This is a genomic window from Streptomyces sp. NPDC059850, from assembly GCF_042731515.1.
Classification (GTDB): Bacteria; Actinomycetota; Actinomycetes; order Streptomycetales; family Streptomycetaceae; genus Streptomyces.
The window spans coordinates 175,065-186,802 of sequence record NZ_JBHWJI010000001.1; the positions used below are offsets into that span (position 1 = coordinate 175,065).

The 11,738-nt window shown below is 72.3% G+C and carries 11 protein-coding genes; 3 read left to right on the plus strand and 8 right to left on the minus strand.

The window, feature by feature from the left end; all coding sequences use genetic code 11:
* Nucleotides 1-7: 7 nt before the first annotated feature.
* The 7 genes from ACFV9T_RS00905 to ACFV9T_RS00935 form a co-directional block, all read right to left on the minus strand.
* A complete protein-coding gene (locus ACFV9T_RS00905) occupies nucleotides 8-1,321 on the minus strand; it encodes a sigma-70 family RNA polymerase sigma factor (protein WP_385435939.1) in 1,314 nt (437 codons plus the stop codon).
* 196 nt (nucleotides 1,322-1,517) lie between these two features.
* Nucleotides 1,518-3,455 carry a DNA primase gene (gene dnaG / locus ACFV9T_RS00910; protein ID WP_385435940.1) on the minus strand — a complete coding sequence of 646 codons (1,938 nt, stop codon included), beginning with the start codon at nucleotides 3,453-3,455 and terminating at the stop codon, nucleotides 1,518-1,520.
* Between the two features lie 87 nt (nucleotides 3,456-3,542).
* Nucleotides 3,543-4,838 carry an NAD(P)/FAD-dependent oxidoreductase gene (locus ACFV9T_RS00915; RefSeq protein ID WP_385435941.1) on the minus strand — a complete coding sequence of 432 codons (1,296 nt, stop codon included), beginning with the start codon at nucleotides 4,836-4,838 and terminating at the stop codon, nucleotides 3,543-3,545.
* 234 nt (nucleotides 4,839-5,072) lie between these two features.
* Complete coding sequence (locus ACFV9T_RS00920) at nucleotides 5,073-6,482, minus strand: deoxyguanosinetriphosphate triphosphohydrolase (protein WP_385435942.1); 1,410 nt, start codon at nucleotides 6,480-6,482, stop codon at nucleotides 5,073-5,075.
* Complete coding sequence (locus ACFV9T_RS00925; protein WP_385435943.1) at nucleotides 6,479-7,252, minus strand: sirohydrochlorin chelatase; 774 nt, start codon at nucleotides 7,250-7,252, stop codon at nucleotides 6,479-6,481. The genes ACFV9T_RS00920 and ACFV9T_RS00925 overlap by 4 nt, the downstream gene beginning before the upstream one ends.
* 553 nt (nucleotides 7,253-7,805) lie before the next feature.
* Nucleotides 7,806-8,261: a MarR family winged helix-turn-helix transcriptional regulator gene (locus ACFV9T_RS00930; RefSeq protein WP_385435944.1), complete on the minus strand. Its 456-nt coding sequence runs from the start codon at nucleotides 8,259-8,261 to the stop codon at nucleotides 7,806-7,808.
* Nucleotides 8,262-8,295: 34 nt separating this feature from the next.
* Entirely contained in the window at nucleotides 8,296-9,276 is a 981-nt protein-coding gene (locus ACFV9T_RS00935; protein ID WP_385435945.1) for an adenosine deaminase, read from the minus strand.
* A 188-nt stretch (nucleotides 9,277-9,464) separates the two neighbouring features.
* On the opposite strand from ACFV9T_RS00935, the gene ACFV9T_RS00940 reads away from it, so the two are divergent.
* Nucleotides 9,465-10,076, plus strand: a complete 612-nt coding sequence (locus tag ACFV9T_RS00940; protein ID WP_385435946.1) for a Uma2 family endonuclease — start codon at nucleotides 9,465-9,467, stop codon at nucleotides 10,074-10,076.
* A 74-nt stretch (nucleotides 10,077-10,150) separates the two neighbouring features.
* Entirely contained in the window at nucleotides 10,151-10,834 is a 684-nt protein-coding gene (locus tag ACFV9T_RS00945) for a vancomycin high temperature exclusion protein (protein ID WP_385435947.1), read from the plus strand.
* A 16-nt stretch (nucleotides 10,835-10,850) separates the two neighbouring features.
* On the opposite strand, the gene cutA is transcribed toward ACFV9T_RS00945, so the two are convergent.
* Nucleotides 10,851-11,174, minus strand: a complete 324-nt coding sequence (gene cutA / locus ACFV9T_RS00950; RefSeq protein ID WP_385435948.1) for a divalent-cation tolerance protein CutA — start codon at nucleotides 11,172-11,174, stop codon at nucleotides 10,851-10,853.
* 108 nt (nucleotides 11,175-11,282) lie between these two features.
* Here cutA and ACFV9T_RS00955 point away from each other — a divergent pair, with 108 nt between their 5' ends.
* A complete protein-coding gene (locus tag ACFV9T_RS00955) occupies nucleotides 11,283-11,642 on the plus strand; it encodes a cupin (RefSeq protein ID WP_385435949.1) in 360 nt (119 codons plus the stop codon).
* The last annotated feature ends 96 nt before the right edge of the window (nucleotides 11,643-11,738 follow it).

An 11,738-nucleotide genomic window follows, 5' to 3' on the forward strand; every position in this document is an offset into this window, starting at 1 on the left:
GACGGCCTCAGTCCAGGTAGCCGCGGAGCTGGTCGGCGAAGGCGTGGTCGCGGAGTTTGTTGAGGGTCTTGGACTCGATCTGGCGGATGCGTTCCCGGGTCACGCCGAAGATCCGGCCGATCTCCTCCAGGGTGCGGGGGCGGCCGTCGGCCAGTCCGTACCGCAGCTGGACGACCTTGCGCTCGCGCTCCCCGAGCGTCGACAGCACGGCCTCCAGGTGCTCGCGGAGCAGCAGGAACGCCGCGGACTCGACCGGTGAGGCGGCGTCGCCGTCCTCGATGAGGTCGCCGAGCGCGACATCGTCCTCCTCCCCCACGGGCGCGTGCAGCGACACCGGCTCTTGGGCGAGGCGCAGCACCTCGCTCACCCGCTCCGGGGTGAGGTCGAGGTGGACCGCGACCTCCTCGGGGGTGGGCTCGTAGCCGCGCTCCTGGAGCATCCGGCGCTGCACCCGGACGACCCGGTTGATCAGCTCGACGACATGCACCGGGACCCGGATGGTCCGGGCCTGGTCGGCGAGGGCGCGGGACATGGCCTGGCGGATCCACCAGGTCGCGTACGTCGAGAACTTGTACCCGCGGGCGTAGTCGAACTTCTCGACCGCTCGGATCAGGCCGAGGTTGCCCTCCTGGACGAGGTCCAGCATGGTCAGGCCGCGGCCCACGTAGCGCTTGGCGACGGAGACGACGAGGCGCAGGTTGGCCTCGATCAGGCGGCGCTTGGCCATCCGGCCCAGGACGACCAACCGGTCGAGGTCGAGGGCGAGTTGGCTGTCGAGGTCGGGGGCGTTCGCGAGCTTCTCCTCGGCGAACAGGCCCGCCTCGACCCGGCGGGCCAGCTCGACCTCCTCGGCGGCGGAGAGGAGCGGGATCCGGCCGATTTCGCGCAGGTATTGGCGGAAGAGGTCGGAGGAGGGGCCGGTGGTCTCGGCGCGTGCGGGGCGTTCGGCGGGGCCGTCGTCCGGTTCGGGGGCGTCGTCGGCTCCGGGGCCGTCGTCGGGTTCGGTGGCGCCTTCCGGTTCGCTGTCGGGTTCCGGTTCGGTGCCGGGCGCGGGGGCGGGTTCTGTGGCCTGCCCGGCGTCCGCTGCGGTGCGCTGGGCCCCGGCGGCGCCCGGGGCGTCCGGGGGCAGGGCCGCACCGGGCAGCGTGGGCGGTTCCGGGGGCTCCACGGCCGCCGGTGCCCGGGACTGCGGCGACGCGGCGGGGGCCGCGTCGGTGAGGATCTGGGTCTGCACGGGGGCGACCTCCAGGGTGATCGCTGCTGAGGCGGCAGAACGATCGGGTACGGACGCGCCGGTTACGCCGCCGTCCGTCCCGTACATCTTGAGCGGATCTGCGGGGGATCCCGGCCTACCCGGCCAACACCGCCGCGCTCCGAGGACTCAGGCACCACACCCAGTGTGGAGTACGACACACGCCCGCCACGAGGGGCGTGCGGGCACTTTTTGCGCAGCGGCCGGTGACCGGCCGATTACGCGACGTTCCGCGCGGCCCGGCTACGGCCCGGCTGCGGCCCGGTCAGAGCGCCGCCGCGCCCTGGGTCTGGAGGGACACGGCGTACTGCTGGAGGACCCACAGCTCGTTCTGGACGGCGGCCAGATGGGCCGGGTCGGCGTGCTGGCCCAGGCGCTGCAGGGTGCCCTGGACCTCCCTGATGCGGTGGTTGACGGCGGCCTGGCGGACCCGCACCAGCTGCTCGCCCGCGTACGCCTCGTCGGCCTCGCGGCGGGTGTGGAGGGGCTCCACGGCCAGCTCGGTGACCATGGCGCGGACCGTGTCGTCGGGGGCGACCTCGCGGACGCGGCGCAGATAGTCGGCGTCGGCGCGCTCCGCGCCGCCCGCGTCCTCGACGGCGCGGCGCACGGCGGCGTAGGGCGGGGCGGTGAACTCGTCCTCGCCGTAGGCGTCGAAGGCCGGGGAGACCAGCTCGGGGCGCTGGAGGGCCAGCTTCAGCAGCTCGCGCTCGACCCGGTGGGCCGGGCTGCGGAGGTTCAGGGCGGGGCCACGGGGGCCTGCCGGGGCCTGGGCCCCGGAGCCCTGGGGTGCGCCGGGTCCGCCGGGCCCGCCGGGCCGGTGCTGTGCGCGGCCGCGCTGGTCGGGGCGCTGGTCGCCGCCCCGGCCACGGTCCCGCGCCCACCGGGCGAGCTGGCTGACGCGCTGGACGACGAACTGGGTGTCGAGGATGCCCAGCAGCCCCGCGAGATGGACGGCCGACTCGTGCTGGATGGAGCTGTTCTTGATGCCCGCGACGACCGGCGCGGCCTCGTCCAGGGCGGCGGCGCGGCCCACCGCCGTGTCGAGGTTGTGGCGGGCGATGATCTGCCGGATGGCGAACTCGAAGAGCTGGGTGCGGCTCTCGACCAGCGCCTTGACCGCGTCGTCGCCCTGCGCGAGCCGCAGATCGCAGGGGTCCATACCGCCCGGGGTGATCGCGATATAGGTCTCGGCGGCGAACTTCTGGTCGTCCTCGAAGGCGCGCAGGGCGGCCTTCTGGCCCGCCGCGTCGCCGTCGAAGGTGAAGACGACCTCGGCGCCGGAGTTGTCCATCAGCAGCCGCCGCAGGATCTTGATGTGGTCGCCGCCGAAGGAGGTGCCGCAGGTGGCGATGGCGGTGGTGACCCCGGCCAGATGGCAGGCCATGACGTCGGTGTACCCCTCGACGACCACGGCGCGGCTGGTCTTGGCGATGTCCTTCTTGGCGAGGTCGATCCCGTACAGGACGTGGGACTTCTTGTAGAGCGGGGTCTCGGGGGTGTTGAGGTACTTGGGGCCGTTGTCGTCGTCGCGCAGCTTGCGGGCGCCGAAGCCGACGACCTCGCCGGTGATGTCGCGGATGGGCCACATCAGGCGGCCGCGGAAGCGGTCGATGGGGTTGCGGCGGCTCTCCTGGGCGAGGCCGGAGAGGATCAGCTCCTGGTCGGTGAAGCCGCGGCCGCGCAGGAAGCGGACGAGGTGGTCCCAGCCCGCCGGGCTGTAGCCGACGCCGAAGTGCTGGGCGGCGGCCTGGTCGAAGCCGCGCTCGGCGAGGAACTTGCGGCCGATCTCCGCCTCGGGACTGTCCAGCTGCTCGACGTAGAACTGCGCGGCCGCCCGGTGGGCCTCGACCAGGCGGGTGCGCTCGCCCTGCTGGCGGCCGGGGGTGGCGCTGCCCTGCTCGTACCGCAGGGTGATCCCGGCCTGGGAGGCGAGCCGCTCGATCGTCTCGGAGAAGGAGAGATGGTCGATCTTCATGACGAAGTCGACGGTGTCGCCGCCCTCCTGGCAGCCGAAGCAGTAATACAGCCCCTTGCTGGGGCTGATCTGGAAGGACGGTGACTTCTCGTCGTGGAAGGGGCAGAGCCCCTTGAGATTGCCACCGCCCGCGTTCCGCAGCTGGAGATACTCGGATACGACGGCGTCGATCGGGACCGCGTCCCGCACCGCCTTCACGTCGTCATCGTTGATCCGTCCTGCCACGCGTGAATTCTACGGCCGGGGTCCGACAGCGATGTCCGGCACGGGTGTCCGGCACCGGACGGGCCCCGGCCCGGGGCCCGGGGTCCGTTACGGCACGAGGGAGGTGAGCGGGACGGACGGGTCGGCCAGGGCACCCGGGTCGGGCTGGGCACCGCTGCGGATGAGCTGCTGGATGGGCCCGGTGACGTCCCACACGTTCACGTTCATCCCCGCCAGCAGGCGGCCGTCGCTGAGCCAGAAGGCGATGAACTGCCGCTTGCCGACGTCGCCGCGGATCAGCACCTGGTCGTACGAGCCGGGCGGCGCGTACCCGGAGTACTCAAGACCGACGTCGTACTGGTCGGAGAAGAAGTACGGCACCCGGTCGTACGTGACGTCCTGGCCGAGCATCGCGCGGGCCGCCGCCGGGCCGCCGTTCAGCGCGTTGGCCCAGTGCTCGACGCGCAGCCGGGAGCCGGGCGCGAGGGCGGTGCGCACCGGGGTGCCCTCCAGGAAGGCGAGCGGGGCGGAGGCGGCGTCGCCCGTCGCGAAGATGTCCGGGTCGCTGGTGCGCAGCGCGGCGTCGACGGCGATGCCGCCGCCCGACGCCCGGTCCACCACGTCAAGACCGGCGGCCTCGGCGAGGGCGGTGCGCGGGGCGGCGCCGATGGCCGCCAGCACGCTGTGGCAGGGGTGCTCCTCGCCGTCGTCGGTGAGGGCGGCGAGCACCATGCCGTCCTGGCCGGTGATCTCGGTGAGCGTCGCCCCGAAGTGGAACCGGACGCCGTGCTCGCTGTGGAGGTCGGCGAAGAGGGCGCCCAGTTCGGGACCGAGGACGGAGTGGAGCGGGGTCGGCTCGCGCTCGACGATCGTCACCTCGGCGCCGTAACCACGGGCGGCGGCCGCGACCTCCAGGCCGATCCAGCCCCCGCCCGCGATGACCAGCTGGCCGTTGTCCCGGCCGAGGGTGGTGAGGACGCCCTTCAGCCGCTCGGCATGGGCCAGGCGGCGCAGATGGTGCACGCCCGCCAGGCCGGTGCCCGGGATATCGAGGCGGCGCGGCTCGGCGCCGGTGGCCAGCAGCAGCCGGTCGTAGTGGATGCGGGTGCCGTCGCCGAGGGTCACCGCCTTGGCGGTGCGGTCCAGGTGGGTGGCGGGCTGGCCGAGGTGGAGTTCGATGTCGGCCTGCGCGTACCAGGCGGGTTCGTGGACGAAGACGCTGTCGCGCTCCTGGCTGCCGGTGAGGAAGCCCTTGGAGAGCGGGGGACGCTCATAGGGGTGGTCGCGCTCGTCACAGATCAGGATCACCCGGCCGGTGAATCCCTCCGAACGGAGGGTTTCCGCGGCTTTCGCCCCGGCCAGACCCCCTCCGACGATGACGAACGTCTGGTGTGCGTCGACCACTTGTTTTCCTCCTCGCTGCCGGGCGGTGCCTCTGCGTTTGCTTCTACCCCGGTCGCGTCGACCAGTCGCATCAGCCGGAGCTTTGGCCATAGGGAGCCACCGGGGAGCCTCCCGCACCAAGCGGGGTGGGGGAAGGGGGCCGTGCGGAGTGGCGGGAACGGGCCCTGTGCGGTGCGAGAGCGAAGCGGTGGCGGTCGTACGCGATCATGCGTGACCACATACGGTCAGGTGCGGTCATACGTGGCGCGTCGCGCGCGGGGTCGTGATGCGGGCGTGGAGGGCGCGGGCCGAGACGTCCGTCAAGGCGGCGATCTGGTCCACGATCGCGCGCAGCCGCCCCTTCTCGTCACCCGCCGCGTCGGCCGCGTCGAACAGGGCGCGGAACTGCGGGTCGAGCCCGTCCGGGGCGCGGGCGATCAGCGCCTCGCCCAGTTCTGCGATCACCACGCGCTGGTCGGCGCGGACCAGCTCCTGGTCGGCGCGCTGGATGACATAACGGTCCGCGACCGCCTTGAGCACCGCGCACTCCAGCCGGGCCGGGCGCGGCGCCACCAGCTCGGCGCGGTAGCGGGTGAACCGGCCCGTCCCGTACGCCGCCCGGGTCGCGGACTCGGCGGCGAGGCAGAACCGGCCGATGAGCTGGCTCGTGGCGTCCTTGAGGCGGGCTTGGGCGACGGACGTGCCGTCATAGCCGTGCGGCCACCACTCCTGGTCGAGCAGCCGGTCCAGCGCCTCGGCCAGCTCGTCCGCCTCCGCTCCCGGCGCGTAGCGGGCCGCCGCCACCGCGAACACCTCGCGCCGCTCGGGCTCGGCGAGCAGGCTGTTCGGGTCGAGATGGCCCGCGTGCAGGCCGTCCTCGACGTCGTGCACCGAATACGCCACATCGTCCGCCCAGTCCATGACCTGGGCCTCGAACGGGGTGCGGTCCTCGGGCGCGCCGCGCCGGAACCAGTCGAAGACCGGCAGGTCGTCCTCGTACACCCCGAATTTCGGCGAATCCGGGTCGCGGGGGTGTGCGCCGCGCGGCCAGGGGTATTTGGTGGCCGCGTCCAGGGCCGCCCGGGTGAGGTTGAGGCCGACGCTGACCGGTTCACCGGTCTCCTCGTCGGGGACGAACCGCTTCGGTTCGAGCCGGGCCAGCAGCCGCAGCGACTGGGCGTTCCCCTCGAAACCGCCGCAGTCGCGGGCCACCTCGTTGAGGGCCTGTTCGCCGTTGTGGCCGAACGGCGGATGGCCGAGGTCATGGGCGAGGCACGCCATCTCCACCAGGTCCGGATCGCAGCCGAGGGCCGCCCCCAGCTCCCGGCCCACCTGGGCGCACTCAAGGGAGTGGGTCAGGCGGGTGCGGGGCGTGGCGTCCCAGGCCGGGGTGCGGGCGGAGGCGCCGAGGTCCGTGTCGGTGGCCGGGGCTGCGGGCACGACCTGCGTCTTTCCGGCCAGTCGGCGCAGTGCGGCGGAGTGCAGCACCCGCGCCCGGTCCCGCTGGAACGCGGTCCGTCCGGGGCGCTTGTCGGGCTCCTGGACCCAGCGCTCCAGGTCCGCCGCGTCATAGCCGGGGGTCGTCGGTGGTGCGGTGGTGGTGTTGGTGCCGTGGTTCGTGGTGTGACGTGTCGTACGACCTGCTCGACCTGCTCTGCGGCTCATACACCGACGGTAACCGCCCGGTACGACAGCGGAGCACTGGAGAGGGCCTGTTCATAGCGGTGCAGCACCAGCCGGGCGACGGCCGGGTGGGCGCCGAGCGGGGCCGCGGCGATGCTGGGGGCGGCGTCCGCGGACTGGGTGGCGAAGCGCCCGGGGGCGGTGAAGTACGAGGCCACGGCGATGTGGCCTGCCTTGTGCGGGGCGAGGGCGAGGGCGCGTACGGCTTCGGCCACGGTGGGGGTGGCGGCGGAGGCGTACGCGGGGACGACCGGTATGCCGCCGAGCCGGGCGCTGAGCAGGGTGGCGGTGGCGCTGGCGTCCACGGCCGCGTCGGGGTCGCGGGAACCGGCGGCGGCGAGGACGACGGCGTGGGGGCGTCGTCGGCTGGCTTCGCTGAGGCGGGCGTGGAGGGCCTCGGCGAGGAGCGGGTGGGGGCCGAGGGGCGCGGCGATGCGGGTGGTGAGGTGTCCGGCGGCTGCGGCTGCCGCCGGGAGGTCTTCCTTGACGTGATAGCCGCGGCCGAGGAGGAGCGGTACGAGGACGGCTTCGCCTCGGAGGGTGGCGAGGGTGTCCGCGAGGAGCGGCTGGTTCAGCTCGATGTGCCCGAGGCGTACGAGCACGTCGGGGCGCAGGGCCCGGACCGCGTTGAGGAGGGCCGTCACGGTGCGCAGCGCCGCCGGGTCCCGGCTGCCGTGCGCCACGGCGACCAGCGTCGGGGGACGCTTGCCGGTGGGGCGGCCGGAGGGAAAGGGGCGGAGCGACGCTGTCATGGAGCGACTGTGGCAGGGGCATATTGCGCCCCCGTTGCGCGGCCGTGACGGGTGATTGCGGCGAGTTCACGGTGCGGGTGGGGGGTGGGTGCGCTGCCGGTTTGGCGTGGGTGCCGGGGGCGGGGCCTCCGGGGCAGGGGCCTGGACGCGTATATTTTTGGCGCCACCGCCCGGAAACGTGGGGTGGGCCGGAAATAGGCGCCACAAATACACGTCGTCGTCCAGGCCCCCACCCCTGCGACCCCGCCCCCTCCGTCTCGTCGGCGACTCCCCGCCGCTGGCCCCGGGCCCCGGCCCGGCCCGGCCCGTGGCGGGCGGCCGGGCGGGGGTGGGTCGCGACCCCGCACCCGTGCCGGGCGATGGGTACCTCCAGGTTGTGGGCAATCGTTCCGCCGGGGGGCGCCTCCCAGCGGTAGCTGGGGGAGGAACGGGTGGGCACAACCCGGCCACCGGCCCGCACTCTGCAACGAAACCCCGGCCCGGTCCGGGGCCCGGGGTGTCCCCGGTTTCGGGAAGGGGCGGGGAGGGGAGAGCCGCCGCGCAGCGGCCCCCGTCAGTGGTGCCAGGCTTGGCCGTTGGTGTTGTGGATCATGCGCTGGAGCACCTTGAGGGTGGCGACGTAGTCCTCGTCGGGGATGCCGTCGTGGATACGTGCCCGCATCGACACCTGGCGTTCCGCCGCGCGGGCGCGGAGGTCGCGGCCCTCGGGGGTCAGGTGGAGGCGCTGGGCGGTGGTGGTCAGGAGGCCGCGGGACAGGAGGGCGTCGATCTCGGGTTCCAGGGCGGTGCCCACGTCCAGGTAGCCCTGGAGGACGGCCCGCACCTCGTCGCGGGTGCGGCCGTCCTCGCCGCCGTCGAAGACCTGGTTCAGGACCCACCACTGGGGCTGGCTGAGGCCGAATTCCGAGAGCCCTTCCCGGATGTAGGTCACGACCGCCTTGGAGGCGGCCCGGCTCCAGTAGCCGATGGGCTGACGGATCAGTTCGGTGTCGCTGTGTGAGTACTCCATGGCGACGAACGTAGAAGTTGAACCAAGGTTGAGGTCAAGACGCGTCGAGTTCCCGGAGGTAGGACGCGCGCGTCTCCTCGTCCAGGAACGAGGCCTGGAAGGAGTTGCGGGCCAGGGTGCGCAGCGCGGTCTGGTCGAGGCCGAGGGCGTCGCGTACGGCGGTGAAGTTGTCCTCCGCGTAGCCGCCGAAGTAGGAGGGGTCGTCGGAGTTGACGGTGACCAGGAGGCCCGCGTCCAGCATGGCGGGGAGGGGGTGGTCGGAGAGGTGGTCGACGACGCGGAGGCGGACGTTGGAGAGGGGGCAGACGGTGAGCGGAATCTGGTCCGCGACCAGGCGTTCCACCAGGGCCTTGTCCTCCAGGCAGCGCACGCCGTGGTCGACGCGGTCGACGCCGAGGATGTCCAGGGCCTCCCAGACGTACGCGGGCGGGCCCTCCTCGCCCGCGTGGGCGACGCACTTCAGCCCGGCTTCGCGCGCGAGGGCATAGACCTCGCGGAACTTCGACGGCGGGTGGCCGACCTCGGCCGAGTCGAGGCCGACGGCGGTGATCCGGTCGAGGTAGGGGCGGGCGGACTCGAAGGTGGCCAGGGCCGATTCGGCGGTCTCGTCCCGCAGGAAGCACATGATCAGGCGGGTGGTGATGCCGTACGTCTCGGGCGCGGCGTCGAGGGCGCGGGTGAGGCCGCGGATGACGGTGCCGATGTCGACGCCTCGGGCGGTGTGCGCCTGGGGGTCGAAGAAGATCTCGGCGTGCCGGACGCCCTGCTCGCGGGCGCGGGCGAGGTAGGCGTTGGTGAGGTCGGCGAAGTCGTCCTCGGTGCGGAGGACGGCCATCAGCGCGTAGTAGAGGTTGAGGAAGTCCTGGAGGTCGGTGAAGGAGTACGCGGCGCGCAGCTCGTCCTGGGTGGCGTAGGGCAGCTCGATGCCGTTGCGCTCGGCGAGCGCGAAGGCGAGTTCGGGCTCCAGGGTGCCCTCGATGTGGAGGTGGAGTTCTGCTTTGGGGAGCGGCGGCACGGCTGGGATCACCTGCTGGTTTCGCTGGTACGGGACGACCCCCAAGGCTATGCGGGATGGGGCACATCGCTCGTTCGGGGTAATGCGAACGGATAACGGATACCTGGCGCCGCCCGTCGCTACGGTGAGGCCGAGAGTACGCTCCGTAGCAGATGGAGGATGTTGTGACCGCGATATTGGAGCGGCCGATGACCACAGACACACCGGACGCCGAGGAGCCCCAGAAGGGGTTCGACGACCTGCTCCGGACCACGGAGGAACTGGATACACCGGACGGCTTCAAGGCCGAGCTCATCAGGGGGAAGATCGTCGTGTCGCCGTGGTCGGGGCTGCAGTACCTGTGGCCGATGCGGGAACTTCGGCTGCGGCTGGAGCCCTATGCCCCCAAGGGGCATATCGCGGAGACGTCACCATTCCTCTTCACCTTCCCGTCTGCCGAACGGGCGTTCGGCCCGGATCTTTTCGTCGCGGCTGGCAGTGCGTTCCGGGGCGTCCAGGGACGGCATGCCGACAGCGAGGCGCTGTCCCTCGTCGCCGAGTTGACCTCGGTCTCCACGCGTGACGTCGACTGGAAGGAGAAGCTCGAGGTCTACGGCCGCCATGTGCCGGTGTACCTGGTGCTCGACATGCAGGCCGAGGAGGTCACCGCCTTCTGGGATCCGTCGGACCACGGTTACCGGGCCCACATGACCGTCCCCTTCGGCAAGCCGCTGCCCATCCCCGCCCCGTTCGACTTCGAGTTGGAGACGGACATCTTCCTGACCTCCCAGGAGCCCGAGGGGGACGACGCCGCCGAATAGCCCGGTGCAACCGACCCGCCCCTTGGCCGCGTCACTCAGCGCGATGGTGCTGGTGAGGCCAAGGGGGACAGGGCATGTTCAGGTGGGCGCGGCGGCGGTTGCCGCGGACGCGGCGGGGGTGGCGGAGGGTATTTCAGGTTGCTGTGGTCGTCAGTGTGCTGGCGCTGTTGCCCGCGACCTGGCTGCGGCTGAGTACGGAGGGGCGGGTGCGGGCGGCGGGTGGGGACGTGCCGTGGGCGCCGGTGGGGGTGGTGTTCGGGGCCGGGCTGTGGGACGGGGAGCCGTCGCCGTATCTGGCGCACCGGCTGGACGCGGCCGTCACGCTGTACCGGGCCGGGAAGGTACGGGCGCTGCTGGTCACCGGGGACAACAGCCGGGACGACTACGACGAGCCGAACGCGATGCGCGCCTATCTGGTGAAGCGGGGCGTGCCGGACCGGCGGATCGTGAGTGACTTCGCGGGCTTCGACACCTGGGACTCGTGCAGCCGGGCGCGGCGGGTGTTCGGGGTGCACCGGGCGGTGCTGGTGAGCCAGGGGTTCCATATCCGGCGGGCGGTGGCACTGTGCGGGGCGGCGGGGGTCGACGCGTACGGGGTGGCGGTGGACGAGCCACACGACGCTACGTGGGGCTTCGGCGGGCTGCGGGAGACCGTGGCGGCGGGCAAGGCGGTGCTCGACGCCACGTTCCGGCCCGATCCTCAGTTCCTGGGGCCCCGGGAGCGGGGTATCAGCCAGGCGTTGGCGGATAGCAGATGACAGATGTTGTTTTCTGTCAGTCGATTGTTGTTTCCGCTACCACCCACGCCAGATAGTCCTCATTGCCCTGCGTGATCGGCGTCGCGATCACTTCCGGCGTCTCGTAGTCGTGCGCCTCGCGGATGTGCGCCTCCAGCTCGTCGTAGCGCGCGGCGGTGGTCTTGAACAGCACCTGCCACTCGGCGGCGGTCTCGATGGCGTCCTGCCACCGGTAGACGGAGGTCACCGGCTGGCTGATCTGCGCGCAGGCCGCCAGCCGCGCTTCCACGGCGCCGCGCGCCAGGGCCTCCGCCTTCTCGGGGGTGTCGGTGGTCGTCAGGACGGTCAGGTAGTCGGCCACGGATGCCTCTTTCCATGTCGCGGGGGTGCGGACTGGCGCGCATCACGCTAGCCGGTGACGATTGAGGGAACCCGGCGACGATCAGATCAGGCCGATCGAGGGGCACTCATGGATGACCTCACCGCGCTCGCGCGCCACCATCTGGATCAGGCGAAGGCCGATCCGCACGGGCGCAGCGCTCATCTGTTCCTGCATGACGGGCCGCTGCGGCAGAGCGTGATCGCGATGGTCTCCGGTTGTCAGCTGGACGAGCACAACGCTCCCCCGGCGGCGAGTCTGCACGTACTGCACGGTCATGTGCGGCTGACCGGGAGCGGGGTGCGCACGGATCTCATCGCCGGGCAGGTGGAGCGCGTTCCGCACGAGCGGCACGGGATGGTCGCGCTGGAGGACTCCGTGGTGCTGCTGACCGCCGTGACCGCCACCGTGGGCTGCCCCACTCCCGGTGAGGACGCGGCGACCGCCTGACGGCGATCACCTTAAAGCGCGCCGTTCCGGTGTCGTCCGCGCTGACACCGGAAGCGGTGCCCCACGCCCCGGTGCGGCTGCACGGCCGCACCGGGG

What these genes read in the sequence shown, in the direction of transcription:
- ACFV9T_RS00920 (WP_385435942.1), bottom strand. Translation starts at nt 6,482, where the DNA reads ATGAGCCGCAGAGCAGGTCGAGCAGGTCGTACGACACGTCACACCACG.
- ACFV9T_RS00945 (WP_385435947.1), top strand. Translation starts at nt 10,151, where the DNA reads ATGTTCAGGTGGGCGCGGCGGCGGTTGCCGCGGACGCGGCGGGGGTGG.
- ACFV9T_RS00905 (WP_385435939.1), bottom strand. Translation starts at nt 1,321, where the DNA reads ATGTACGGGACGGACGGCGGCGTAACCGGCGCGTCCGTACCCGATCGT.
- ACFV9T_RS00925 (WP_385435943.1), bottom strand. Translation starts at nt 7,252, where the DNA reads ATGACAGCGTCGCTCCGCCCCTTTCCCTCCGGCCGCCCCACCGGCAAG.
- ACFV9T_RS00940 (WP_385435946.1), top strand. Translation starts at nt 9,465, where the DNA reads ATGACCACAGACACACCGGACGCCGAGGAGCCCCAGAAGGGGTTCGAC.
- ACFV9T_RS00930 (WP_385435944.1), bottom strand. Translation starts at nt 8,261, where the DNA reads ATGGAGTACTCACACAGCGACACCGAACTGATCCGTCAGCCCATCGGC.
- ACFV9T_RS00955 (WP_385435949.1), top strand. Translation starts at nt 11,283, where the DNA reads ATGGATGACCTCACCGCGCTCGCGCGCCACCATCTGGATCAGGCGAAG.